The 25,000-nt window shown below is 73.2% G+C and carries 23 protein-coding genes; 16 read left to right on the forward strand and 7 right to left on the reverse strand.

Annotated elements, in window-relative coordinates:
- Positions 1 to 39 precede the first annotated feature (39 nt).
- The 4 genes from APR03_RS21055 (at position 40) to APR03_RS21070 (ending at position 2,934) form a co-directional block, all read left to right on the forward strand.
- Positions 40 to 1,239 (forward strand): phosphoglycerate kinase, encoded by a 1,200-nt coding sequence (locus tag APR03_RS21055; protein ID WP_253839008.1) that lies wholly within the window; start codon positions 40 to 42, stop codon positions 1,237 to 1,239.
- 54 nt (positions 1,240 to 1,293) lie between these two features.
- Positions 1,294 to 2,064 carry a triose-phosphate isomerase gene (tpiA, locus tag APR03_RS21060; RefSeq protein ID WP_253839183.1) on the forward strand — a complete coding sequence of 257 codons (771 nt, stop codon included), beginning with the start codon at positions 1,294 to 1,296 and terminating at the stop codon, positions 2,062 to 2,064.
- Positions 2,065 to 2,274: 210 nt separating this feature from the next.
- Positions 2,275 to 2,517, forward strand: a complete 243-nt coding sequence (secG, locus tag APR03_RS21065) for a preprotein translocase subunit SecG (protein ID WP_119144792.1) — start codon at positions 2,275 to 2,277, stop codon at positions 2,515 to 2,517.
- A gap of 54 nt (positions 2,518 to 2,571) precedes the next feature.
- A complete protein-coding gene (locus tag APR03_RS21070; protein ID WP_253839010.1) occupies positions 2,572 to 2,934 on the forward strand; it encodes an RNA polymerase-binding protein RbpA in 363 nt (120 codons plus the stop codon).
- Positions 2,935 to 3,049: 115 nt separating this feature from the next.
- Here APR03_RS21070 and pgl read toward each other — a convergent pair whose 3' ends face one another.
- The 5 genes from pgl to tkt are packed head-to-tail and all read right to left on the reverse strand — an operon-like array spanning position 3,050 to position 9,624.
- On the reverse strand, positions 3,050 to 3,844 hold the full coding sequence (gene pgl, locus APR03_RS21075) for a 6-phosphogluconolactonase (protein ID WP_253839012.1): 795 nt from the start codon (positions 3,842 to 3,844) through the stop codon (positions 3,050 to 3,052).
- On the reverse strand, positions 3,844 to 4,773 hold the full coding sequence (opcA, locus tag APR03_RS21080; RefSeq protein ID WP_253839014.1) for a glucose-6-phosphate dehydrogenase assembly protein OpcA: 930 nt from the start codon (positions 4,771 to 4,773) through the stop codon (positions 3,844 to 3,846). The genes pgl and opcA overlap by 1 nt, the downstream gene beginning before the upstream one ends.
- A complete protein-coding gene (gene zwf / locus APR03_RS21085; protein WP_253839015.1) occupies positions 4,773 to 6,335 on the reverse strand; it encodes a glucose-6-phosphate dehydrogenase in 1,563 nt (520 codons plus the stop codon). Before zwf ends, opcA begins: the two co-directional genes overlap by 1 nt.
- The gene (gene tal / locus APR03_RS21090) at positions 6,332 to 7,477 is read right to left on the reverse strand and encodes a transaldolase (protein ID WP_253839016.1); all 1,146 of its coding nucleotides are present in this window, start codon (positions 7,475 to 7,477) and stop codon (positions 6,332 to 6,334) included. Before tal ends, zwf begins: the two co-directional genes overlap by 4 nt.
- Before the next feature lie 41 nt (positions 7,478 to 7,518).
- A complete protein-coding gene (gene tkt / locus APR03_RS21095; protein WP_253839017.1) occupies positions 7,519 to 9,624 on the reverse strand; it encodes a transketolase in 2,106 nt (701 codons plus the stop codon).
- Between the two features lie 356 nt (positions 9,625 to 9,980).
- Here tkt and APR03_RS21100 point away from each other — a divergent pair, with 356 nt between their 5' ends.
- From APR03_RS21100 to cmk, 8 genes are all read left to right on the forward strand, one after another.
- Positions 9,981 to 10,961, forward strand: coding sequence for a heme o synthase (locus tag APR03_RS21100; protein ID WP_372494970.1), 981 nt, complete (start codon positions 9,981 to 9,983; stop codon positions 10,959 to 10,961).
- A gap of 241 nt (positions 10,962 to 11,202) precedes the next feature.
- Positions 11,203 to 11,988 carry an HpcH/HpaI aldolase/citrate lyase family protein gene (locus APR03_RS21105; RefSeq protein ID WP_253839187.1) on the forward strand — a complete coding sequence of 262 codons (786 nt, stop codon included), beginning with the start codon at positions 11,203 to 11,205 and terminating at the stop codon, positions 11,986 to 11,988.
- Positions 11,989 to 12,057: 69 nt separating this feature from the next.
- A complete protein-coding gene (gene xerD / locus APR03_RS21110; RefSeq protein WP_372494978.1) occupies positions 12,058 to 13,020 on the forward strand; it encodes a site-specific tyrosine recombinase XerD in 963 nt (320 codons plus the stop codon).
- A 105-nt stretch (positions 13,021 to 13,125) separates the two neighbouring features.
- Positions 13,126 to 14,013: a ParA family protein gene (locus APR03_RS21115; protein ID WP_253839191.1), complete on the forward strand. Its 888-nt coding sequence runs from the start codon at positions 13,126 to 13,128 to the stop codon at positions 14,011 to 14,013.
- Between the two features lie 82 nt (positions 14,014 to 14,095).
- Positions 14,096 to 15,037 (forward strand): segregation and condensation protein A, encoded by a 942-nt coding sequence (locus APR03_RS21120; RefSeq protein ID WP_372494979.1) that lies wholly within the window; start codon positions 14,096 to 14,098, stop codon positions 15,035 to 15,037.
- Complete coding sequence (gene scpB / locus APR03_RS21125; protein WP_253839018.1) at positions 15,034 to 15,696, forward strand: SMC-Scp complex subunit ScpB; 663 nt, start codon at positions 15,034 to 15,036, stop codon at positions 15,694 to 15,696. The genes APR03_RS21120 and scpB overlap by 4 nt, the downstream gene beginning before the upstream one ends.
- A 52-nt stretch (positions 15,697 to 15,748) precedes the next feature.
- Positions 15,749 to 16,663, forward strand: coding sequence for a pseudouridine synthase (locus APR03_RS21130; protein ID WP_253839019.1), 915 nt, complete (start codon positions 15,749 to 15,751; stop codon positions 16,661 to 16,663).
- 72 nt (positions 16,664 to 16,735) lie between these two features.
- Positions 16,736 to 17,473 carry a (d)CMP kinase gene (gene cmk / locus APR03_RS21135; protein ID WP_253839020.1) on the forward strand — a complete coding sequence of 246 codons (738 nt, stop codon included), beginning with the start codon at positions 16,736 to 16,738 and terminating at the stop codon, positions 17,471 to 17,473.
- A 13-nt stretch (positions 17,474 to 17,486) separates the two neighbouring features.
- On the opposite strand, the gene APR03_RS21140 is transcribed toward cmk, so the two are convergent.
- Together APR03_RS21140 and APR03_RS21145 are read right to left on the reverse strand one after the other, a co-directional pair.
- Complete coding sequence (locus tag APR03_RS21140; protein ID WP_253839022.1) at positions 17,487 to 19,373, reverse strand: FtsX-like permease family protein; 1,887 nt, start codon at positions 19,371 to 19,373, stop codon at positions 17,487 to 17,489.
- Positions 19,370 to 20,110 (reverse strand): ABC transporter ATP-binding protein, encoded by a 741-nt coding sequence (locus tag APR03_RS21145; RefSeq protein ID WP_253839024.1) that lies wholly within the window; start codon positions 20,108 to 20,110, stop codon positions 19,370 to 19,372. The genes APR03_RS21140 and APR03_RS21145 overlap by 4 nt, the downstream gene beginning before the upstream one ends.
- Before the next feature lie 106 nt (positions 20,111 to 20,216).
- Between APR03_RS21145 and APR03_RS21150 the strand changes: the two genes are divergently transcribed.
- From APR03_RS21150 to lgt, 4 genes are all read left to right on the forward strand, one after another.
- Entirely contained in the window at positions 20,217 to 21,470 is a 1,254-nt protein-coding gene (locus APR03_RS21150; RefSeq protein WP_253839026.1) for a sensor histidine kinase, read from the forward strand.
- Complete coding sequence (locus APR03_RS21155; protein ID WP_253839028.1) at positions 21,455 to 22,144, forward strand: response regulator transcription factor; 690 nt, start codon at positions 21,455 to 21,457, stop codon at positions 22,142 to 22,144. The genes APR03_RS21150 and APR03_RS21155 overlap by 16 nt, the downstream gene beginning before the upstream one ends.
- 92 nt (positions 22,145 to 22,236) lie before the next feature.
- Positions 22,237 to 23,760 (forward strand): ribosome biogenesis GTPase Der, encoded by a 1,524-nt coding sequence (gene der / locus APR03_RS21160; protein ID WP_253839030.1) that lies wholly within the window; start codon positions 22,237 to 22,239, stop codon positions 23,758 to 23,760.
- Positions 23,761 to 23,828: 68 nt separating this feature from the next.
- Positions 23,829 to 24,947 carry a prolipoprotein diacylglyceryl transferase gene (gene lgt / locus APR03_RS21165; RefSeq protein ID WP_253839031.1) on the forward strand — a complete coding sequence of 373 codons (1,119 nt, stop codon included), beginning with the start codon at positions 23,829 to 23,831 and terminating at the stop codon, positions 24,945 to 24,947.
- The last annotated feature ends 53 nt before the right edge of the window (positions 24,948 to 25,000 follow it).

A 25,000-nucleotide genomic window follows, 5' to 3' on the forward strand; every position in this document is an offset into this window, starting at 1 on the left:
ACCGGCCGCGCGGCGGCCGGTCCCCGACCTGGAGTGCTCATGAAGACCATCGACTCCCTCGGCGACCTGCGCGGCAAGCGCGTCCTGGTCCGCTCGGACTTCAACGTCCCGCTCGACGGGAAGACCATCACCGACGACGGCCGCATCCGCGCCGCGCTGCCCACGCTGAAGCGCCTGACCGACGCCGGTGCGCGCGTCGTCGTCACGGCCCACCTGGGCCGCCCGAAGGGCACGCCGGACCCGCAGTACTCGCTGGCCCCCGTCGCCGCCCGCCTGGGCGAGCTGCTGGGCCAGGACGTGGCGCTGGCCGAGGACCTCGTCGGCGAGTCCGCGAAGGCCACGGTGGAGGGCCTGGCCGACGGCCAGGTCGCCCTGCTGGAGAACGTCCGCTTCGACGCGCGCGAGACCTCGAAGGTCGACGCGGAGCGCGCCGAGCTCGCGGGTGAGCTCGCGCAGCTCGCGGACGCGTTCGTCTCGGACGGCTTCGGCGTGGTGCACCGCAAGCAGGCGTCGGTGTACGACGTCGCGCAGGTGCTGCCCGCCGCCGCAGGCGACCTGGTGCTGAACGAGGTCGAGTCGCTGTCGAAGGCCACCGGCGACCCGGAGCGCCCCTACGCCGTGGTGCTCGGCGGGTCGAAGGTGTCGGACAAGCTCGGCGTCATCGCGAACCTGCTGACCAAGGCCGACCGCCTGCTCATCGGCGGCGGCATGGTGTTCACGTTCCTCGCCGCCAAGGGCCTGTCGGTGGGCAACAGCCTCCTGGAGTCCGACCAGGTCGACACCGTCAAGGGCTACCTCGCCACCGCCGAGGAGAACGGCGTGGAGATCGTGCTGCCGGTCGACGTCGTCGCGGCCGACTCGTTCGCCGCCGACGCGCCGCACCGCGTGGTCGCGGCGGACGCGATCCCCGAGGGCACCATGGGCCTGGACATCGGCCCCGAGTCCGGCAAGCTCTTCGCGGGCAAGCTGGCCGACGCGCGGACCATCGCCTGGAACGGCCCCATGGGCGTGTTCGAGTTCGAGGCGTTCGCGGACGGCACGAAGACCGTGGCGCAGGGCATCGTCGAGGCGACGGCAGCCGGCGCGTTCTCCATCGTGGGTGGCGGTGACTCCGCCGCGGCCGTGCGGGCCCTGGGCTTCGACGAGGCCGGGTTCAGCCACATCTCCACGGGCGGCGGCGCCAGCCTGGAGCTGCTGGAGGGCAAGGAGCTGCCCGGCCTCACGGTCCTCGCCGACTGACCTGCCCCACCCAGAAGAAGGAAGAAGCACGTGGCAACCACCCGCACGCCCCTGATGGCGGGCAACTGGAAGATGAACCTGGACCACCAGCAGGCGATCAGCACGGTCCAGAAGCTCGCCTGGTCCCTCAAGGACGCCAAGCACGACTACGCCGCGGTCGAGGTGGCGGTGCTTCCGCCGTTCACCGACCTGCGCTCGGTGCAGACGCTCGTGGACGGCGACAAGCTGGAGCTCGTCTACGGCGCGCAGGACCTGTCGCGGCACGAGTCCGGCGCCTACACCGGCGAGATCTCGGGCACGATGCTCGCGAAGCTCGGCTGCACCTACGTGGCCGTGGGCCACTCGGAGCGCCGCGAGTACCACGCCGAGACGGACGACGTCGTCAACGACAAGGTCCGGGCCGCGTTCGCGCACGGCCTGACCCCCATCCTGTGCGTCGGCGAGGGGCTGGAGATCCGCAAGGCGGGCGACCAGGTGTCGTACACGCTCCGGCAGGTCGAGGCCGCGCTGGCCGACGTCCCGGCCGAGCAGGTCGCACAGGTCGTCATCGCGTACGAGCCCGTCTGGGCCATCGGCACCGGCGAGGTCGCGACCCCTGAGGACGCGCAGGAGGTGTGCGGCGCGATCCGTCGCGTCCTGGGCGAGCTGTACGACCAGACGGTCGCCGACGGCATCCGGGTCCTGTACGGCGGCTCGGTGAAGTCGGGCAACGTCGCGCAGATCATGGCGCAGCCCGACGTGGACGGCGCCCTCGTGGGCGGTGCGAGCCTCGACCCCGAGGAGTTCGCGAAGATCGCCCGCTACCAGTCGCACGTCACCGCCTGACCCCTCGCACGTGTCAGACGTACGGGCCGCCCGCGCGGCCCGTACGTCTGACACGTCTCGGCGTCGCTCTGGGGTACTCTCACTCAGCGTGATGTTCCAGGTGCGCCGCTGATCAGGGGGTTAGCACTGTGAGGTACGTCTCGCTTACTCTTGACCGGACATCGCCGCCGGGTTCGCACCCGGCACACCTACAACCGAGGACGTGAACCCGTGGACGTGCTCCGCATCATCCTGGAAGTACTGCTGGTCCTGACCAGCGGCTTCCTCACCATGCTCATCCTGCTCCACAAGGGCAAGGGTGGCGGGCTGTCCGACATGTTCGGTGGCGGTATCTCGATGGGCGCCGGCTCGTCCGGCGTGGCCGAGCGAAACCTCAACCGCATCACCATCGCCTTCGCCCTCGTGTGGGCCGTGGTGATCGTCCTGCTCGGCCTCATCCAGAAGGTCAGCTGACCCGGTCGCCAAGCGCCTAGCAGCTGACGGCCACACACAGAGGGGACGACAGACGTGGCATCAGGCGGTCATGCGATTCGGGGGAGCCGGGTAGGCGCCGGCCCTCTCGGGGAGACGGAGCGGGGCGACACGGCCCCGCGCGTCCGAGTTTCTTACTGGTGTGCCAACGGGCACGAGACGGCGCCGAGCTTCTCGGTGGGTGAGGACGTCGAGGCCCCCGCACAGTGGGACTGCCCGCGGTGCGGCTTCCCCGCCGGGATGGACCCGGTCAACCCGCCGGCCCCCGTGCGGAACGAGCCGTACAAGACGCACCTCGCCTACGTGAAGGAACGCCGGTCCGACGAGGACGGCGCAGCCCTCCTGGAGGAGGCGCTGGAGGCCCTGCGCGTCCGCCGCAACGGGCGAGTCCCGGGCTAAGAGTTTTCCCACCCTGGCGAAGTAGAACCCTGGCGAAGTAGAACTGGAGCGGGACGAACCTGATGGTTCGTCCCGCTCCAGTTCTACTTCGCCGGCGTTCTACTTCGCCAGCGTTCTACTTCGCCGGCGCCGGGGTCGGGGCCGCGGCCTCCGTGTCCAGGAGCCACAGCGTCCGGGCCTGGCCGACGGCGCCCGCCGCGGGCACCTCCGCGACCGGGTCACCCGCCAGCGCGGCCGCGACCCGCTCCGCCTTCTCGGCGCCGGCCGCCACGACCCACACCTCGCGGGCCGCCCGGATGGCGTCGAACGTGAGCGAGACGCGCTCCGGCGGGGGCTTGGGCGAGCCGTGCACGCCCGTCGTGGTGCCCTGCGCGGACAGCCCCTCGTGGCCCGGGAACAGGGACGCGACGTGACCGTCCGGCCCCATGCCGAGCAGCAGCACGTCGAACGCCGGCACCCCGACCCCGCCGTCCGAGGACCCCGCGTGCTCCGCCAGCACGGCCGCGTAGGCCGCCGCACCCTCCTCGGGCGTGGCGACCGACGACGGGCCGGGCATCGGGTGCACGTTGGCCTCGGGCAGGCCGTGCTCCGCGACGAGGACGTCGAGGAGCGCCTCGCGCGCCTGCGTCTCGTTGCGGTCGGGGTCGCCGTCCGGCAGGAACCGCTCGTCGCCCCACCACAGGTGCACGCCCGACCAGTCGACGGCCGGCACCAGCGGGCTCGCGGCGACCGCCGCGAGCGTCGCGATGCCGACCGTGCCGCCCGTGAGCACCACGTGCACGGGGGAGCGCACCGACTGGACGTCGAGCACGCGCGTGAGCAGCCGGGCGGCCGCCGCCTGCGCGAGCACCTCCTTGTCGGGGTGCACCACCACGAGCCGCACGCCCTGGGCGGGTGCTGCCTGGGACATCAGGCCGCCGTCCGGACGGTGACGTTCCCCAGGCCCCGGATGAGGGCCTCCTCGAAGATCTCGTCCGGGTCGAGCCGGCGGAGCTCCTCGATCAGGGCCTCGTTCAGCGCCCGGATCGGCAGGGCGATCCGGCGGGGCGGCTTGCCGGGCTGCGTGATCGTCACGGTGCGGCCGTCGGGCCGGTCCAGGACGATCGGGCCGCTCTTGCGCTCGAGCGTGACACGGGTGATCGCGTCGTCGCTCTCGGTGCGCAGCACCTCGGCCGGGGCGTTCAGCCGGGCGCCGAGCCAGGCCGCGAGCAGGTCGAGCGACGTGTGCCGCTTCTGGCCCTCCACGGTCACGCGCAGCACCGGCTCGAACGGCGGCTGGTCGACGGCCGCCGCGATGAGCGCCCGCCACAGCGTGACGCGCGCCCACGCGAGGTCGGTGTCCCCGGGCGCGTAGGCGCCCGCGAGGGTCTTGAGCAGCTCCGACGGGTTCTTCGCCACGGTGCTGTCGATGATCCGGCGGGTCGCCATGGCGCCCACCGGGTCCTGCGACGGCACCGCCGGCGCCTCCCGCGGCCACCAGGCCACGATCGGCGCGTCGGGCAGCAGCAGCGGCATGACGAGCGTGTCGGCGCGCTCCAGCAGCTCGCCCGACGCCCGCAGCACCACCACCTCGGAGGCGCCCGCGTCACCGCCCACGCGGATCTGCGCGTCGACGCGGCCCTCGGTCCCGCCGGAGGACGGCGCGACCACGATCACGCGGCACGGGTGCTCCCGGCTCGCGTCGTTCGCGGCCTCGACCGACTCCTCGACGTCGCTCTCGTCGGCCAGCACCACGAGGGTGAGCACGCGGCCCAGGGCCACGGCACCGCCCTCGTCGCGCAGGCGCACGAGGCGCTTGTTGACCTGGTTGGTCGTGGTGTCCGGCATGTCGATGATCATCAGGGACGCCTCCAGGTCCGGCCGTCGCGCTCCATCATGGCGTCCGCCGAGGCGGGGCCCCACGTGCCCGACGCGTACGGCTCGGGCTTGCCCTTGCGGGCCCAGTACGACGTGATCGGGTCGAGGATCTTCCAGGAGAGCTCGACCTCCTCCCGCGTCGGGAACAGCGGCGGGTCACCCAGCAGCACGTCCAGGATGAGACGCTCGTAGGCCTCGGGGGACGACTCTGTGAACGAGTGCCCGTACCCGAAGTCCATGGTCACGTCGCGCACCTGCATGGCCGTGCCCGGCACCTTGGCGCCGAACCTCATGGTGACGCCCTCGTCGGGCTGCACACGGATGACCAGCGCGTTGTTGCCGAGCTCCGAGGTCAGGGACGACTCGAACGGCAGGTGCGGCGCCTTCTTGAAGACGACGGCCACCTCGGTGACACGGCGGCCCAGCCGCTTGCCGTGCCGCAGGTAGAACGGGACGCCCGCCCAGCGGCGGTTGTCGACGTCCACCCGGATCGCGGCGAAGGTCTCCGTGGTGGAGTCCTTCGCGATGCCGTCCTCCTCCAGGAAGCCCTGCACCTGCTCGCCACCCTGCCACCCGGCCTCGTACTGGCCGCGGGCGGTGTGCTTGCCGAGATCGCGCGGCAGCCGCACCGACGAGAGCACCTTGATCTTCTCGGCGCGCAGCTCGGCGGCGTCGAAGTTGACGGGCTCCTCCATCGCCACCAGTGCCAGGAGCTGGATCAGGTGGTTCTGGATGACGTCGCGCGCGGCGCCGATCCCGTCGTAGTACCCCGCGCGGCCGCCGATGCCGATGTCCTCGGCCATCGTGATCTGCACGTGGTCCACGTAGTTCGAGTTCCAGATGGGCTCGAACATCGTGTTCGCGAAGCGCAGCGCCAGCAGGTTCTGGACGGTCTCCTTGCCCAGGTAGTGGTCGATGCGGAACACCGACTCCGGGTCGAAGACCTTCGACACCACCGCGTCGAGCTCCTTGGCGCTGGCCAGGTCGTGCCCGAACGGCTTCTCGATGACCACGCGACGCCAGGCGTGCACGCCGTCACCGTCGGCGTCGTCGTCGGGCCGCGACAGCCCGTGCTTGGACAGCTGCTCGCACACCACCGGGAACGCCGACGGCGGGACCGACAGGTAGAACGCGTGGTTGCCGCCCGTGCCGCGCTCCCGGTCCAGGGTCTCGACGGTCTCCCGGAGGCGCTCGAACGCCTCGTCGTCGTCGAAGGAGCCCTGCACGAAGCGGATGCCCTCGGCGAGCTGGCGCCACGTCGCCTCCCGGAAGGGGGTGCGGGCGTGCTCCTTGACGGCGTCGTGCACCACCTGCGCGAAGTCCTGGTCCTCCCAGTCGCGCCGGGCGAAGCCGGTGAGCGCGAAGCCGGGCGGCAGCAGGCCGCGGTTGGCGAGGTCGTAGACGGCCGGCATGAGCTTCTTGCGCGACAGGTCACCCGTCACGCCGAAGATCACGAGGCCGCTCGGACCGGCGATGCGGGGCAGCCGCAGGTCGAGGGGGTCACGCAGGGGGTTGACCCCCTGCGCGATCTTGGCAGGCCTCACCGCTCACCGGCCTTCGCCTCGTCGAGCCCGTTCTTGGTCGTGGTCAGGAGCTCGTCCCAGCTCACCTCGAACTTGGCCAGCCCCTCCTCCTCGAGCTGCACGGTCACCTCGTTGATGGAGATGCCCTGCGCCTCGAGGGCGGCGATGGTCGCGGAGGCCTGCTCGCTCGAGCCGGTCACCGTGTCGGCGAGCACGATGCCGTGGTCGGCGAAGGCGTCGAGCGTCTTCTCCGGCATCGTGTTGACCACGCCGGCCACGACCAGCTCGTCCACGTACATCGTGTCGCGGTAGGCCGGGTCCTTGACACCCGTGGACGCCCACAGCGGGCGCTGCGGCTGGGCGCCCGCGGCCGCGAGGGCCTGCCAGCGCTCGCCGGAGAACACCTCGTCGTACGCGGCGTAGGCCAGGCGGGCGTTCGCGATGGCGGCCTGGCCGCGCAGCGCGAGCGCCTCGTCCGTGCCGACGGCGGCCAGGCGCTTGTCGACCTCGGCGTCCACGCGGGACACGAAGAACGACGCGACCGAGCCGATCACCGACAGGTCGTGACCCGCCTCCTTGGCCTGCTCCAGGCCGGCCAGGAAGGCGTCCATGACGGCGCGGTAGCGCTCGATGGAGAAGATCAGCGTCACGTTCACGCTGATGCCCTTGGCGAGGGTCGACGTGATGGCCGGCAGGCCCTCGACCGTCGCGGGGATCTTGATCATCACGTTCGGCCGGTCGACGGTCTCCCACAGCCGTACGGCCATGGCCTCCGTCGCCGCCGTGTCGCGGGCCAGCCGCGGGTCCACCTCGATGGACACCCGGCCGTCCACGCCCGACGTGGCGTCGTAGACGGGCCGCAGCACGTCCGCGGCGTCCCGGACGTCGTCGGTCGTGATGCGCTCGACGGCGGCCTCCACGTCGGACCCGGCCAGCTCGGCCAGGATCCCGTCGTACGCGTCGCCCTGCGCGAGGGCCGCCGCGAAGATGGTCGGGTTCGTTGTGACCCCGACGACGTTCTTCGTGGCGACCAGCTCGGCCAGGTTGCCGCTGCGCAGCCGCTCGCGGGACAGGTCGTCCAGCCAGATGGCGACACCTGCCTCGGACAACCGCTGGGTGGGGCTGACGGTCTCGCCTGCGCTGTCGCTGGTGCTGTCAGTCATCGTGCCCTTCCTCTCTCGTGCCCGTTCGATCCGTCAGCGGTTCAGGACGCCGCCGCGATCGACTCCTTGGCGGCCTGGGCGACAGCCTCGGCCGTGATGCCGTACTCGGCGTAGAGCGTCTTGTAGTCCGCCGAGGCGCCGTAGTGGTCGAGCGACACGATGCGGCCGGCGTCGCCGACCACCTCGCGCCAGCCCTGCGCCACGCCCGCCTCGACCGAGACGCGTGCCTTCACGCCGGACGGGATGACCGACTCGCGGTAGGCGTCGTCCTGCTTGTCGAACCACTCGCGGGACGGCATCGAGACCACGCGGGCGCTGACGCCGTCGGCCGCGAGGAGCTCGCGCGCCTCGACGGCGAGCTGCACCTCGGAACCGGTGCCCACGAGGACGACGTCGGGCGTGCCCTCGGTGTCGAGCAGCACGTAGCCGCCCTTGAGCGTGCCCTCGGCGCCGGCGAAGCCGTCGGTGCCGCGCGGGTAGGTGGGCACGTTCTGCCGGGTCAGCACGATGCCTGCCGGGTTCTTCGTGTTCTCGAGGATGCCGCGCCAGGCCCAGGCCGTCTCGTTCGCGTCGGCGGGGCGCACGACGTCGAGGTTCGGGATGGCCCGCAGCGCCGCCAGGTGCTCCACCGGCTGGTGGGTCGGGCCGTCCTCGCCGAGGCCGATCGAGTCGTGCGTCCACACGAACGTGGTCGGGATGCCCATCAGCGCGGCGAGCCGCACCGACGCCCGCATGTAGTCGGCGAACTGCAGGAACGTGCCGCCGTAGGGACGGGTCAGGCCGTGCAGCACGATGCCGTTGAGGATCGAGCCCATGCCGTGCTCACGGATGCCGAAGTGCAGGGTGCGGCCGTACGGGTCGCCCGGGAACTTCTTGGTCGCGTGCTCGGTCGGCACGAACGACGGCACGCCGTCCATGGTCGTGTTGTTCGAGCCCGCGAGGTCGGCCGAGCCGCCCCACAGCTCGGGCAGGACGTCCTTGAGGGCCGTCAGCACCTTGCCCGACGCCGCACGGGTCGCCACGCCCTTCTCGCTCGCCTCGAACTCCGGCAGGGCGTCGGTCCAGCCCTCGGGCAGCTCGCGCGAGCGCAGGCGCTCCAGGAGGGCCGCCTGCTGGGGGTTGGCGTCCTTCCACGCGGCGAACGCGGACTCCCACGCCGTGCGCTGGTCGGCCTGGCGCTCGGCGACGGACCGCGTGTACGCGAGCACCTCGTCGTCGATGGCGAACGACTTCTCCGGGTCGAGGCCGAGGGCCGTCTTGAGGCCCGTGATCTCCTCGGCGCCCATGGCGGAGCCGTGGATGCCGCCCGTGTTCTGCTTGGTGGGGGCGGGCCAGCCGATGATGGTGCGCAGCGCGATGATCGACGGCTTGCCGGTCTCCGCCTTCGCGGCGTCCAGGGCCGCGGCCAGCGCGTCGGTGTCCTCGGCGTAGCCGCCGTCGCCCGCGGTCCAGTCCACGCGCTGGGTGTGCCAGCCGTAGGCCTCGTAGCGCGCCAGGACGTCCTCGGTGAACGCGATGTTCGTGTCGTCCTCGATCGAGATCTTGTTGTCGTCCCAGATCACGACGAGGTTGCCGAGCTGCTGGTGGCCCGCGAGCGAGGAGGCCTCGGAGGTGACGCCCTCCTGCAGGTCGCCGTCGGAGGCGATCACGTACACGTGGTGGTCGAACGGCGACTCGCCGGGGGCGGCGGCCGGGTCGAGCAGGCCCCGCTCGCGGCGGGACGCGAACGCCATGCCGACGGCGGAGGCGAGGCCCTGGCCGAGCGGGCCGGTGGTGATCTCGACGCCGGCGGTGTGGCCGTACTCCGGGTGGCCCGGGGTCTTCGAGCCCCAGGTGCGCAGCGCGGCGATGTCGTCCATCTCCAGGCCGTAGCCCGCGAGGAAGAGCTGCAGGTAGATCGTCAGGGACGAGTGGCCGGCGCTCAGCACGAACCGGTCGCGGCCCAGCCAGGCGGGGTCGGCCGGGTCGTGGCGCATGGTCTTCTGGAAGAGGAGGTACGCGGCCGGCGCGAGCGAGATCGCGGTGCCGGGGTGTCCGTTGCCCACCTTCTCGACGGCGTCGGCAGCCAGCGCCTTGATGGCCTTGACCGCCCGCTCGTCGAGCTCCGACCACTCCAGGGGCTTCAGCACGGGGTCGAAAGCGTTCACGAGTCCTCTTTCTCTCCGCCGTCGACCCTCGTCCGGACCCGGAGACGGGCCCCGGAGAGCCGCGCAGCGTGCGTGCGGCGGCGGCGGGAATGCCGGCCGCCCTTCGTTCGATGGCGTCAACAACCCTATACGCGCGGATCATCCACCGCGCAGGCGTGTCCAGGGACCGTCAGTCCTCGGTAGACGCGGACAAATCTCACACCTCGGTCCGGGAATGCGGTGCGCGGTCGGGTGACGGCTCGACGTACCATGGGCTCGCACCCGGCCGTCGACAGCGCCTGCCAGGTGCGACACGGACGTGAGCCCCCGTACAGCCCCCCGATCGACCGCCTCTCCCGAACGGAACCACGACGCGCGTGAGAACGAGCCAGACGACGAACGGCCAGACCGCGCGTCCCCAGACGTCCAGCGCCGGACAGCCCGCAGCCGCCGTCGAGCCGCGGCCCGGGGGGTGGTTCATGCGCCGCGCGGGTGCCTACGTCGCCCTCACCAAGCCGCGCGTGATCGAGCTGCTGCTCGTCACGACGGTGCCCACCATGATCCTCGCGGCCGACGGCCTGCCGAGCTTCTGGCTGATCGTCGCGACGCTGATCGGCGGCGCCGGCGCCGCGGGCAGCGCCAACGCGTTCAACATGTGGTGGGACCGCGACATCGACCAGGTGATGAACCGGACCAAGAAGCGTCCGCTCGCCACGGGGGAGATCACCCCCACCGCGGGCGTCGTGTTCGCGTCCATCCTCGGCCTGCTGTCGCTGGCCTGGTTCGCGCTGGTCATCAACTGGGCGGCGATGTGGCTCGCGCTGGCCGCCATCGTGATCTACGTGGTCGGCTACACGATGATCCTCAAGCGCCGCACGCCGCAGAACATCGTGTGGGGCGGCATCGCGGGCTGCATGCCCGTGTTCATCGGCTGGGCCTCCGTCACGGGCGGGCTGAGCTGGGCCGCGCTCGCGCTGTTCGGCATCATCTTCTTCTGGACGCCGCCGCACTACTGGCCGCTGTCGATCAAGTTCAAGAAGGACTACGCGAACGCCAAGGTGCCGATGCTGCCCGTGGTCAGCGACGACAAGCGCGTCGCCGCCGAGATGGTGGGCTACACGTTGGCGATGATCGCCTGCTCGCTCCTGCTGACGCCGCTCGCGGGCATGTCCTGGGTCTACACGGCCGTCGCCGCCGTGCTCGGCGGCTGGTTCCTGTGGTCCACGATCGCGATGCTGCGGCGGGCGCAGGGCCGTGCGAGCGGCAAGCTGGGCGCCATGAAGGTGTTCCACGGCTCGATCACCTACCTGTCGCTGCTGTTCGTCGCCGTCGCGGTGGACGTCTTCCTGCCGTTCTGAGGGTCGCGCCAGACCTCGGCATAGGGGCGGTCATGATTCGGCCTGGTCCGACGCCGCCGCCTAGGCTTGGCGCGTGACCGAGACCCCTGCCGATCGAACCACCCCGTCCGCCGACCAGCCGGGGAGCTACTCCTCGGGCCTGCCCGCGGCGTTCGCCGTCACCCCCGAGAGCGACCTCACCGCGCGCCGTGCCGCGCGCGAGAAGTCGCGCGTCGCCCCGGACTACGCGCGGGCCTGGCTCCTGCTCTCCGCGATGCGCACCGAGCTCTTCGACAAGGCGCAGCTCTCCCGTGCGGACCAGGTGATCCTCGACTGCGAGGACGCCATCGACGACTCCCTCAAGGACGAGGCGCGCGAGAACGTCATCCGGTGGATCAAGAGCGGCGGCTGCGCGTGGGTGCGGATCAACGACCGGACGGCGCCGTCCTGGGCCGACGACGTCGCCTACCTCCGGGGTCTCGACGGGCTCAACGGCGTCATGCTCGCCAAGACGGAGAGCGCCGACGACGTGATCGACACCGCGCAGCGGCTCGGCGGCGACGTGCCCGTGATCCCGCTGGTCGAGTCGGCCCTCGGCATCGAGGAGGCCGTGCACATCGCCAAGGCGCGGGGCGCGTTCCGCCTCGCGTTCGGGTCGGGCGACTACCGCCGCGACACCGGCGCCGCGAACGAGCCGATGGCCATGGCCTACCCGCGCACACGGCTCGTGCTGGCCAGCCGCATCGGAGGCCTGCCGGGCCCGGTCGACGGGCCGACGGTCGGCTCCTCGCACGCGCTGCTGCGGGAGCAGTCCGCCGACGCCGTGAACCTCGGCATGACGGGCAAGCTCTGCCTGGACTTCGAGCAGTCGGGCGTGATCAACGAGTCCTTCGCCCCCAGCCCGTCCGACGTGGCCTGGGCCGTCGACTTCTTCGCCGAGTTCGAGGCGGCCGGCTCGGTCATCCGCGACGGCAGCGACAAGCCGCGCCTCGCCCGCGCCCAGGTGATCCGCTCGCGCGCGGAGCTGTTCGGCATCAACCCGGCCTGACGACCCGGTGCCCCTCCGGCGTGGCCTGCTCGCGCGGCGGGCCACGCTCGGCATGATGGGGCGGTGCCCATCGCCTCGGTCCACCTGCCGTCGTCCCGCCCGGCCACCAGGGCGGACGACGGGCTCGACCGTGCGCTGCGCGACTACCTCGCGCACCTGAGCGTCGAGCGCGGCCTGTCGGCCAACACGGTGGCCGCCTACCGGCGCGACCTCGTGCGGTACCTGGCGTACGTCGACGCGGCCGGGCACCGGAGCCTGGGCGGGGTCACCGAGACCGACGTGACGGGCTTCGTCGAGGCGGTGCGGCAGGGGACGGACGGCGGGCGCCCGCTGTCGGCGTCGTCCACGGCGCGCGCCCTGGCCGCCGTCCGCGGCTGGCACCGGTTCGCCCAGGCCGAGGGCCTCACCGTGGACGACCCGTCCGCCGACGTGCGCGCGCCCACCCAGCTGCGCCGCCTGCCGCACGCGCTGTCCGTGGACGACGTCGCCGCTCTGCTCGACGCCGCGGGCACCGGCGACGGGCCCCTGCCGCTGCGGGACCGGGCGCTGCTGGAGCTGCTGTACGCCACCGGGGCGCGGATCTCGGAGATCGTCGGGCTCGACGTCGACGGCGTGATCGACGCCGCCGCCGTGCGGCTGCTCGGCAAGGGGTCCAAGGAGCGGGTGGTGCCCGTCGGCTCGTTCGCCCGCGAGGCGCTGGAGGCGTACCTGGTCCGGGCCCGCCCGGCGCTGGCCGCCGCCGGACGGGGCACGGCCGCGCTGTTCCTCAACACGCGCGGCGCGCGCATGTCCCGGCAGACCGCGTGGGCGGCGCTGCAGTCGGCGGCGGCACGCGCCGGCCTCACCGAGCACGTCTCACCGCACACCCTGCGGCACTCGTTCGCCACGCACCTGCTGTCCGGCGGCGCGGACGTGCGCGTGGTCCAGGAGCTGCTGGGGCACGCGTCCGTCACGACGACGCAGATCTACACCATGGTCACGCCCGACGCGCTGCGCGAGGTCTACGCGGCCGCCCACCCCCGCGCCCGCTGAAGGACGCCACGCCGGGGCTTGACCCCGGTCGTGCCCACACTCTGGTATAGCGTGGCGGGCGTGAGCGAGGCACCCAGCCAGGAGGGAGCGAGCACGATGACCGACATGCTTCTCGGGAAGACGGTCGTCGGCGCACCCGAGGACTCGGAGACCGTGCGCGACGTCGTCGGGCGGGTCATGCCCGACCTGCCCGAACCCGCGCCGCTGACGAGCCACGGCCCGGCCCGCATCATCGCGATGTGCAACCAGAAGGGCGGCGTCGGCAAGACGACGACCACGATCAACCTCGGCGCGTGCCTCGCGGAGTACGGGCGCAAGGTGCTCCTGGTCGACTTCGACCCCCAGGGCGCCGCGTCGGTGGGCATCGGCGTCAACCCGCACGAGCTCGACCTGACCGTCTACAACCTGCTCATGGAGCGGGGCGTGGACATCCAGGACGTGCTCATCCCGTCCGGGATCGACAACCTCGACGTGCTGCCCGCCAACATCGACCTGTCCGCCGCGGAGGTGCAGCTCGTGGGTGAGGTCGCCCGGGAGTCGGTGCTGGCCCGCGCGCTGCGTCCGGTGATGGACGACTACGACGTGATCCTCATCGACTGCCAGCCGAGCCTCGGCCTGCTGACGGTCAACGCCCTGACGGCGGCGCACGGCGTGCTCATCCCGCTGGAGTGCGAGTTCTTCGCGCTGCGCGGCGTCGCGCTGCTGGTGGAGACCATCGAGAAGGTGCGCGACCGGCTCAACCCGGCCCTCGAGATCGACGGTATCCTCCCCACCATGTACGACTCGCGCACCCTCCACTCCCGGGAGGTCGTGGCCCGGGTGCACGAGGCGTTCGGCGACACCCTGCTGCACTCGGTCATCGGCCGCACCGTGAAGTTCCCCGACGCCACGGTCGCGGCCGAGCCGATCACGGCGTACGCGCCGGGGCACCCGGGGGCCGCCGCGTACCGTCAGCTCGCCCGGGAGCTCGTGGCCCGTGGCGACGCTGCCTGAGGCGGAGGCGCCGCAGAGGGTGGGGGCCGAGGAACGAGGCACCCGCACGGCGCAGAGCCGCAGCCTCGGGCAGCAGACGGTCCTGCCTGAGGCGGAGGCGCCGCAGAGGGTGGGGGCCGAGGATCCCGCCGAGGAGCGCCGGTCGTCCCGCACGTTCCAGGTGCGGCTGCACAACTTCGAGGGCCCGTTCGACCTGCTGCTCTCGCTCATCGCGAAGCACAAGATGGACGTCACCGAGGTGGCGCTCGCGGTCGTGACGGACGAGTTCGTGGCGCACATCCGCGAGGCCGAGCGCGCGTCGCGCGAGGCCGCGGCGCGCGGCGAGGTCCACGAGTCGTGGGACCTGGGCGTGGCCAGCGAGTTCCTGGTGATTGCGGCGACCCTGCTCGACCTCAAGGCCGCGCGCCTGCTGCCGGGCGTCGTGGACGAGGACGCCGAGGACCTGGAGCTGCTCGAGGCCCGCGACCTGCTGTTCGCGCGGCTCCTGCAGTACCGCGCCTACAAGGAGGTCTCCCGGCTCGTCGCGGAGCGCCTCGCCGCGGGTGGACGCCGCGTGCCGCGCCTGGCGCCGCTGGAGCCGCACCTCGCCGCGATCCTGCCCGAGCTGGTCTGGGACACGACGGGGGAGCAGCTCGCCGAGCTCGCCGCCAAGGTGCTCGCGCCGAAGCCGCCGCCCGTGGTGGGGCTGGCGCACCTGCACGGCTCGGCGGTGAGCGTGCGCGAGGAGGCGGGCGTCATCGTGCGACGCCTGCGCACCGAGCGCTCGGTGACGTTCCGCTCGCTGACGGCGGGCACCGAGCGGCTGGTCACCGTGGCCCGGTTCCTGGCGCTGCTGGAGCTGTTCCGGGATGCGCTGGTGGGCTTCGAGCAGGTCAGCCCGCTGGGGGAGCTCACCGTGCGGTGGACGGCAGGGCCCGACGACGGTGCGAAGTACCTCGACCCGGATGCCGGGCCGAGCGAGTTCGACGAGGGCGACCCGGGGGAGCCCGAGCCCGCAGCAGCCGGAACGGAGGCAACCGTATGACCGTCGAGGAGCAGACCCTGCAGGCCACGGAGGCGGAGGCCGACGCGCCCGCGAAGGCGACGCCGGACGAGCCGGTCCAGGTCGACGTGCACACCCTGCCGGGCGGCGCGCACGCCGCGGTGGAGGCCGTGCTCATGGTGGCCGACGCCCCGATCGGCGCGGACCGCATCGCCGCCGCGCTCAACCTGACGCAGGACGAGACCGACGACATCCTGCACGAGCTCGCCGACGAGTACGCGGGCCACCTCGGCGGCCGGCCGCGCGGTTTCGAGCTGCGCCGGACCGTGGACGGCTGGCGCATCTACTCGTCCGCGGCGCACGCCGACCCGGTGGGGCGGTTCGTGCTCGACGGCCAGTCGGCGAAGCTGAGCCAGGCCGCCCTGGAGACCCTCGCGGTCGTCGCGTACCGCCAGCCCGTGACGCGAGGCCAGGTCAGCGCGGTGCGCGGCGTCAACGTCGACGGCGTCGTGCGGACGCTGCTGACCCGCGGGCTGATCGCCGAGATCGGCCAGGACCCCAGCTCGGGTGCGGTGCTGTTCGGAACCACGGGATACTTCTTGGAGCGGATGGACCTCTCGTCGCTCGACGAGCTGCCTCCGCTGGCGCCCCACCTGCCCGACCTCGACTCGCTCGAAGGCCTCGACGGGCTGGACTCCTAGCCCCTCGCGGGCCCGGGGGCGCGCCTCTTCCCGAATCGACGAGAGACGAATCATGAGCAACGAACGCCGCGGCGGGAGCCGCCGCGAGTCCGGTGGCGGCCAGCAGCCCCGCCGTGCCGACCACTCCGGCAAGGGTGGTACGAACTTCCGGGGCGGCAGCTCCGCCAAGAGCCGGGCGCAGGCGAACGCGCCGCGCCGGCGGCCCGCCAAGCCCGCGGAGCAGGGCCGTGACGTGCACGTCGAGGGTGGCGTGCGCCTGCAGAAGGTGCTCGCCCAGGCCGGGCTGGGTTCCCGCCGGGCGAGCGAGGAGCTGATCGCGAACGGCCGCGTGGAGGTGGACGGCCAGATCGTCACCGAGCTCGGCGTGCGCATCGACCCGGCGACCGCCGTCGTGCACGTGGACGGGCTGCGCATCCAGCTCGACCAGGCCAAGGTGACGATCGCGCTGAACAAGCCGCTGGGCGTCGTCTCCACCATGGACGACCCGAAGGGGCGGCCCACGGTCGCCGACCTGATCAAGAACCGCGAGGAGCGGCTCTTCCACGTGGGCCGGCTCGACGCCGACAGCGAGGGCCTGCTGCTCCTGACGAACGACGGCGAGCTCGCCAACCGCCTGTCGCACCCGAAGTACGGCATCGCCAAGACGTACCTCGTGACGGTCGAGGGCGAGGTCTACCCGCGGGTCGGCCGCGAGCTGCTGAAGGGTGTGGAGCTCGAGGACGGCGTCGCGAAGATGGACGCGGTGCACGTGCTCCAGCAGATCGACGGCTTCGCGATGCTCGAGGTGGTGCTGCACGAGGGCCGCAACCGGATCGTGCGCCGCATGTTCGACGCCGTGGGGCACCCCGTGACGCGCCTCGTGCGCACCCGCATCGGCCCCATCCCGCTGGGCGACCTCAAGCCCGGCCGCACCCGCGTCCTGGGGCGCACGGAGCTCGGCACGCTGATGAACGCCGTAGACCTGTAACCTCGTCCGCTGAGTGCTGGGTATTCGCCCCTGAGCACGCACTCGAACGGCAGATACCCAGCACTCGACGAAATGAGCGAACCTGTGACCAGCTCCGTAGTGATCGCCATCGACGGGCCGTCGGGCTCCGGCAAGTCGAGCGTGTCCAAGGCGGTCGCCGCGCGGCTCGGCCTGGCCTACCTCGACACGGGCGCGATGTACCGGGCGGCCACCGTCTGGAGCATGGAGACGGCGGACCTGGACGACGCCGCGTCGGTCACCACGGCCGTGCGGGCCATGCCGCTGGTCATGGGCCTCGACCCGGCGGCGCCCGGCGTCGAGCTGGACGGGCGGGACGTCGCGGTGACGATCCGCACCACCGAGGTCACCACGAACGTGTCGAAGGTGGCGTCCAACCTCGACGTGCGGGCCGAGCTCAAGCGGCTCCAGCGCGCGATCATCGAGCAGGAGTCCACGGCCGCGCAGGCCGCGCAGTCCGGCGGCCGGGGGATCGTGGCCGAGGGGCGCGACATCACCACCGTCGTGGCGCCCGACGCCGACGTCCGCGTGCTGCTCACCGCCTCGGAGGAGGCACGGCTGCGGCGCCGGTCCCTGGAGGTGCACGGCGCCGCCGACGCGAGCGCGGTGGAGGCCACCAAGGACCAGGTGCTGCGCCGCGACCAGGACGACGCGAAGGTGACGCAGTTCCAGGTCGCCGCCGACGGCGTGGTCACCGTCGACTCCAGCGACCTCGACTTCGAGCAGACCGTGGACGCCGTCCTGGCGGTCGTCGCGCAGGTGACGGGCCGCGAGGTCGCGCCCTCCGCGTGAGCCGCGCCCGGGCTCAGTCCCGGGCGGCCGTGCGGGCGCCGGCGACGGCGGCCGCGACGACCACGACGACGCAGGCGACGGCGATCCCGGTGAGCGGCAGCCACGGGATCGTCAGGGGTGCGTCGGGGACCTCGCGCACCACCGCCTGGCGCACCAGCCACCCCACGTAGGCGGTGATCGCGCCGCCCACGAGCAGCGCCGCGGCGCCGGTGAAGCCGGTCTCCCAGACGGCCGCGCGGCGCACCTGCGCGGGTGTGGCGCCGAGGAGGCGTGCGGTCCGCAGCTGGCGCCGGCGCTGCGTGGAGCCGATCAGGACCGCGTTCACGGCGCCGATCGCCGCGTAGCCGCCCGCGGGCCCGAGCATCACCCACAGCACGAGCGTGTTCATCTGCCGGTCCTCGTCGGCCACCCGGCGCACCCACGCGTCGGCGGTCTCCACCTCGGCGCCCGTCCCGCGGAGCGCGGTGGTCACGGCGGTGACGTCCGCGTCGTCGTCGGGCACCACGAACACGGTGCCCGTGGGGCGCGCCGCCGCGGCGGCGCCGGGCAGGTCGTCGGGGACCAGCACGTCGGCCCACAGGTCGGGCGCGTCGGGGACGACGGCGGCGATGGTCACCTTGGTGCTCGTGCCGCCGAGGTGCAGCGTCCGGGTGTCGCCGACCCGCGCGCCGACGTCCGACACGAAGGCCTCGGTCACCGCCACGGCCGGGCCGCGCAGGTCGTCGAGCGAGCCCCGCAGGGCCCGGAGGCTGCGTGTGCCGGTGACGGTGGCGACGTCGACCACCTCCGCCTCGACGCGTCCGCTGCGCCCGAGCTGCGCGGGCACGGCGCGCCGTGCGTCGGCGGTGGCCACGCCGGGGACGTCGGCCGCACGGGCCGCACCGGCGGCCCGTGCGGCGCCCGGGCCGGACGGCACCTGCGCCACGAGCGGTGCCGTCAGCGCCGCCCGGTCGGCGCCCTCCGTCCAGTCCGCGGTGGCGCCCACCGCCAGGAGCATGGACCCCGCGAGGGCCGAGATCGCCACGACGGGCGCGGCCACCGCGGTGGTCATCCGTACCGACGTGCGGACGTGGTCGCGGGCGAGCCGTGCCGCGGGGTCCCGCTCCGCGACGCCGCGCCCGACCAGCCCGGCGAGGGCCGGGTAGACCAGCCCGCCCACGGCGTTGAGGCCGATCACGGCGAGGACGGGCAGCAGCATCCCCGTCAGCAGGGCGGAGAGCAGCGTCATCTGGGTGGCGCTCACCGCCGAGCCGACCAGAGCCGCGAGCGCGGTGAGCGCCACGAGCGCCTGGACCACGCCCGGGCGGCGCCGTTCCAGCACCGCGGCACGGAAGGCCTCGGCGGGCTGGGTGCGGCCGGCCCGGCCGCCAGCCCGCCATGCGCCGAGCAGCGCGACGCCGCCGCCGAGGGACCCGGCGACTGCCCAGGCCGCCTCCGGCCCGGGCACGGTCAGCACGACGGGTGCCAGCCCGATGCCGTGCAGCACGGCGAACGCCACGGGTGTGAGGACCGTGGCCAGGGCCATGCCGCTGACGGTGCCGGCCACGGCGACGACGGCCGCCTCGCCGAGCAGGAGCATCCGTACCTGCCACGGCGTGGCGCCGATCAGGCGCAGGAGGCCGAGCTCGCGGCGGCGCGTCGCCACGACGAACCCGAACGTGCCGGCCACCACGAACATCGCCATGAACAGGGAGATGCCCGCCACGAACCCGAAGATCGAGCCCAGGTCGTCCACCTGGGCGCGGACCTGGGCGGTGACCCCGTCGGCGGTCGCGTCGAGCGCCCCCAGCAGGTTCACGGCCAGGCCGATGAGGGCCGTGCCGCCCGCCAGGGCCACCACGGCGCCGGCGTACGCCCGCCACGAGTCGCGGAACGTCTTGAGGCTGTGCGTGAGGATCATCGTTCGAGCTCCGTCATCCGTGCCGCGATCTGCGTGGCGTCACCGTGGCGCATCTGCCCCACCACGAGACCGTCGGCGAGGAACAGCACCGCATCGGCGTACGAGGCCGCCAGCGGGTCGTGGGTGACCATGACCACGGTCTGGCCGCCGTCCGCCAGGTTCCGCAGCAGCGCGAGCACGTCGCGCCCCGTGGACCGGTCCAGCGCGCCCGTGGGCTCGTCGGCGAACAGGACGGCGGGACGGGTGTGCAGGGCCCGGGCGATCGCGACCCGCTGCTGCTGCCCGCCGGACATCTCCGGCGGTCGGCGCCGGGCCAGGTCGCGCAGTCCCACCCGGTCCAGGGCGTCGTGCACCGCCGCGCGGTGCACCCGCTGCCCGGCGAGCCGGGCGGGCAGCGCCACGTTGTCGAACGCGGTCAGGGCGTCCAGCAGGTTGTACTGCTGGAACACGAAGCCCATGGTCGTGCGGCGCAGCTTCGTCAGCCGGGTCCGGTCGAGGCGTCCGAGCGGTGTGCCGGCGATCGTCACCCCGCCGCCGTCCGGCCGGTCCAGACCGGCCGCGATCTGCATCAAGGTGGACTTGCCCGAGCCGGACGGGCCCATGACGGCCGTGAACGTGCCGGCCGGGAACACGTGGGTGACGCCCCGCAGGGCGTCGACGGTCCCTGAGCGGGACCGGTAGGTGCGGGTGATGCCGTCGAGCACGACGGCCGGCTCGGTGGCTGTGCTGGTGGTCATGCCCCCAGCGAACCGCTCGGGGGAGCGCGGGACACGGGCCCGCACGCCACACCGGGGTAGCGCGTGCGCTACCCCACGGCGGGGCGCGGGCGCCTAGTGTCGTCCCGTGACCTCACCGCCCGACGTGTGGGCCGCCCTGCGCGGGCGCCCCTGGCGCTTCCTCTGCTCGTCCTGGCCGTGGCGGGCGCTCGCCTACCTGGCCGGCACGGTGCCCGTGGCACTGGTCGTCGCGGTGGCGCTCTTCGTCACGGTGGGCGTCGGTGTGCTGACCGCTGTGCTCGTGGTCGGTCTGCTCGTGCTCTCCGCCATCCCGATCGTCTCGTCGGTCGTGGCCGGCGTCGAACGGCGCCGGATGCAGCTGCTGCTCGGGCGGCGGGCGCCGTCGGACGGCGTGCCCTGGCGGACCAGGCTGCGCGCCCTGCGCACCATGCCGGTCGCCTGGCGGGAGGTCGGCTACACCGTGCTCCTGGCCGTCGTGCTCTGGGTGGTCGACGCCGTCGCGCTCGGCCTGGTGGCCGCCGTCCCCGGCGTGCTGCTGGCCGCCCCCGTGCTGGTGCTCCTGGACGGGCCCGTCAGCATGGGGCCGTGGCAGGTCGACACGCCGGCCGAGGCCTGGCTCGTCGTCGGGCCAGGCCTGCTCCTGCTCGCGGCCGGCCTCTACGGCGCCACCCTCCTGGCGGCCGCCCAGGCGAGCCTCGCCCGCATCCTCCTCGACCCCCAGCAGGCCCGGCTCGCCGAGGCGGTCGCCGAGCTGCGGCGCTCGCGGGTGAGCCTGGTCGACGCGTTCGAGACCGAACGCCGCCGGATCGAGCGCGACCTGCACGACGGCGCCCAGCAGCGCCTCGTCGCCCTGACCATGACGCTGGGCCGCGCGGAGCTGGAGATCGGGCCCGGTGCGGGCCTGGACCTGGTCCGCGAGGCGCACGGCCAGGCCGAGGCCGCGCTGCTGGAGCTGCGCAGCACCGTGCGCGGCATCCACCCGCGCGTGCTGGTGGACCACGGCCTCGACGCGGCGGTGCACGAGATCGCCGACGTCTCGGAGGTGCCCGTCACCGTCGACCTGCGGCTGCCGGGCAGGCTGCCCGGGCCGGTCGAGGCAGCGGCCTACTTCGTGGTGAGCGAGGCGCTCACCAACGTGGTGCGGCACGCCACGGCGCGCTCCGTGCGGGTGCACGGGCGGATCGCCGAGGACCGCCTCGTGCTGACGGTGGTCGACGACGGCGTCGGGGGCGCCGTCGTGCGCGCCGGCGGCGGGCTCGCCGGCCTCGCCGTACGTCTCGAGGCCCTGGACGGCGAGCTGTCCGTGACCAGTCCGGCCGGTGGGCCGACGGAGGTGCGAGCGACATGCCCGGTGAGCTGAGTCCCGGTTCCGGCGCGCGACCGGGCGCGCTACGGATCGTGCTGGCGGAGGACGCCGCCCTGCTGCGGGAGGGCCTGCTGGCGATCCTGGAACGGGCGGGGCACGAGGTGGTCGCCGCGGTCGGGGACGCCGAGGCGCTGCTCGCCTTCACCGACGCCACCGTGCCCGACGTGGTCATCACCGACATCCGGATGCCGCCCACGCACACCGACGAGGGCCTGCGGGCCGCCGCCGAGCTGCGCCGTCGCCACCCAGACCTGGGCGTGCTGGTGCTCTCGGCGTACGTCGCGGACGCCTACGTGGCCGAGCTGCTCGAGTCCGCACCCGGCGGCGGCATCGGCTACCTGCTCAAGGACCGCGTGGGACACGTGCGGGAGTTCCTCGACAGCCTGGCCCGTGTCGCCGCGGGCGAGATGGTGGTCGACCCGCAGGTGGTGCGCAGCCTGCTGGGCCGCCGCCGGGACGACGGACCCCTGGCCTCCCTGACGGACCGCGAGCGGGAGGTGCTCGCCCTGATGGCCGAGGGGCGCACCAACGGGTCGATCGCCGCCGAGCTGTTCGTGTCCGAGGCCGCGGTGCGCAAGCACGTCGGCAACATCTTCGCCAAGCTGCCGCTGGACCCGACGTCGGACCGGCGGGTGTCGGCGGTGCTCGCCTACCTGCGGGACGGCTGACGGGCCGCGGGCCGGACCCGCGTGCCGGGACGGGACCGATGTCATAGTCGCCGCGCTACTGCGGATGCGGTTCGGCCTGCGACAATGAGGGCATGACCCACGACTCCACTGCATCGGAGGCTGCCGCGCCGGACGCGGCGGCCCGAGATGATGCTGCCCTCGAGCTCGACCTGAACGAGACGGAGGAGGACCTCGCGCGCGAGCGTGCGCTGCGTGCCGGCCTGGCCGACTTCGAGCTCGACGAGGCGGACCAGGAGCTCCTGGACGCCGAGTGGGCCGACGAGGAGGACGAGGCCGAGCAGATCCTGCCGGTGCTCGCGATCATCGGACGGCCGAACGTCGGCAAGTCCACCCTCGTCAACCGCATCCTCGGCCGCCGCGAGGCCGTCGTCGAGGACAAGCCGGGCGTGACGCGCGACCGCGTGTCCTACCCGGCCGAGTGGTCCGGACGCCGGTTCATACTCGTGGACACCGGCGGCTGGGAGGTCGACGTCGCCGGCATCGAGTCGAAGGTGGCCGAGCAGGCCGAGGTCGCGATCTCCCTGGCCGACGCCGTGGTGTTCGTGGTCGACGCCGCCGTGGGCGCGACCGCGACCGACGAGCGCGTCGTGGAGCTGCTGCGCCGCTCGGGCAAGCCCGTGGTGCTGGCCGCCAACAAGGTGGACGGCGCGTCCGGCGAGGCCGACGCCGCCTACCTGTGGAGCCTGGGCCTGGGCGAGCCGTACCCCGTCTCCGCGCTGCACGGCCGTGGCACGGGCGACCTGCTCGACGCGGCGGTCAAGGCACTGCCCGAGACGTCGGAGCACGGTTCGCTGCGGCCCACCGGCCCGCGCCGCGTGGCGCTCGTCGGGCGGCCGAACGTCGGCAAGTCGTCGCTGCTGAACAAGATCGCCGGCGAGGAGCGCGTCGTCGTCGACGAGGTCGCCGGCACCACGCGTGACCCGGTCGACGAGCTCATCGAGCTGCGCGGCACCCCGTACTGGTTCGTGGACACCGCGGGCATCCGCCGCCGGGTGCACCAGACCCGCGGCGCCGACTTCTACGCGTCGCTGCGCACCGCGGCCGCCATCGAGAAGGCGGAGGTCGGCGTGGTCCTCGTGGACGCGTCCAACCCGCTGACCGAGCAGGACATCCGCGTGATCCAGCAGGTCGTGGACGCCGGGCGCGCCCTGGTGATCGCGTACAACAAGTGGGACCTCATGGACGAGGACCGGCGGCCCTACCTGGAGCGCGAGATCGAGAAGGAGCTCGTGCAGATCCAGTGGGCGCCGCGGGTCAACCTCTCGGCGCGCACCGGCTGGCACGCCGAACGCCTGGTGCCCGCGATCGAGCGGTCGCTGGCGTCGTGGGACCGGCGCATCCCGACCGGCAAGCTCAACGCGTTCCTGGGCGAGCTCGTGGCCGCGCACCCGCACCCGCTGCGGGGCGGCAAGCAGTCGCGCATCCTGTTCGCCACGCAGGCCTCGACGCGGCCGCCGCGGTTCGTCATCTTCGCCACGGGGTTCATCGAGGCCGGGTACCGCCGGTTCATCGAGCGCCGCCTGCGGGAGACGTTCGGGTTCGAGGGCACGCCCATCGAGATCTCGGTCCGGGTGCGGGAGAAGCGCCGCCGCTGACGTCGTGGGCGGGGGAGCGTGACCGTGCCGATACCCACGGGGCGGGGTAATCGCGGTACCTTCGGGTCGTGATCTCGGCCAGCATCCCCAGCCCCGACCCGGTGTGGTCCCAGTTCCAGCTGGGTCCGCTCACCATCCACACCTACGCCCTGTGCCTGCTGGCCGGCATCGCCGCCGCCGCGTGGATCACGGACCGGCGTCTGCGTGCGCGCGGCGCGGCCCCCGGGCTGGCGCTCGACGTCGCCATGTGGGCCGTGCCGATCGGCATCGTGGGCGCCCGGATCTACCACGTGCTCACCCACCTGAGCGACTTCACCGGCCCGGACGTCGACCCGTGGGCCTGGGTGCGCATCTGGGAGGGCGGCAACGCCCTGTTCGGGTCGCTGATCGGCGGCGCCGTCGGCGTGTGGATCGGCTGCCGCATCTCGGGGCTGCGCTTCTGGTCGTTCGCCGACGCCCTCGCGCCGGGCCTGCTCGTGGCCCAGGCGATCGGGCGGCTCGGCAACTACGTGAACCAGGAGCTGTTCGGGCTGCCGACGACGCTGCCCTGGGGCCTGGAGATCCGCTTCGACGCGGCGATGTTCCCCGACGACATGGCCCCGGGCACGCTGTTCCACCCGCTGTTCCTGTACGAGATGATCTGGAACCTCGTCGGCGTGGCGCTGCTGCTCGTGATCGAGCGGCGCGTCACCCGCCGGAACGAGGCCCTGCCGACGCCGGGCGCGGGCCTGCGCTGGGGCCGCCTGTTCGGCCTCTACCTGATCTGGTACGGGCTGGGCCGGAGCTGGCTCGAGTCCATCCGCATCGACCCGACCAGCGACGCGCCGCTCGGCATCCCGGCGAACATCTGGACGTCCGGCCTCGCGATCCTGCTCGGTGTCGCGATCGTCGTGCTGCAGGGCCGCCGGCACCCCGAGCCGGAGCTCTCCGCCTACCAGTCGGGTCGTGAGCCCGAGGACGAGGACAGCACCTCCGGCGAGGACGCAGCCACCGCCCAGGACGCCGCGGACGGCGAGAACGCTGCCTCCGGGGAGGCCGGTGCTGGCAAGGTCGTCGGCGGCGAGGCCCGTGACGGCGAAGCCCGTGACGGCGAGGCCGAGGAGGGTGCCGCCGCGGACGGCGAGACGGAGGTGGCAGCTCCCGCCGAGGACGACGCGAGCCCCGTGGACCCCGCCGGCGCGAAGTAGTCGCCGAGTCCGGCCCCGGCCGCCCCGGAGGGAAATGCCGATACCGGCGGCGC

Origin of the sequence: Promicromonospora thailandica (assembly GCF_024171955.1) — a bacterium.
Lineage (GTDB): Bacteria > Actinomycetota > Actinomycetes > Actinomycetales > Cellulomonadaceae > Promicromonospora > Promicromonospora thailandica.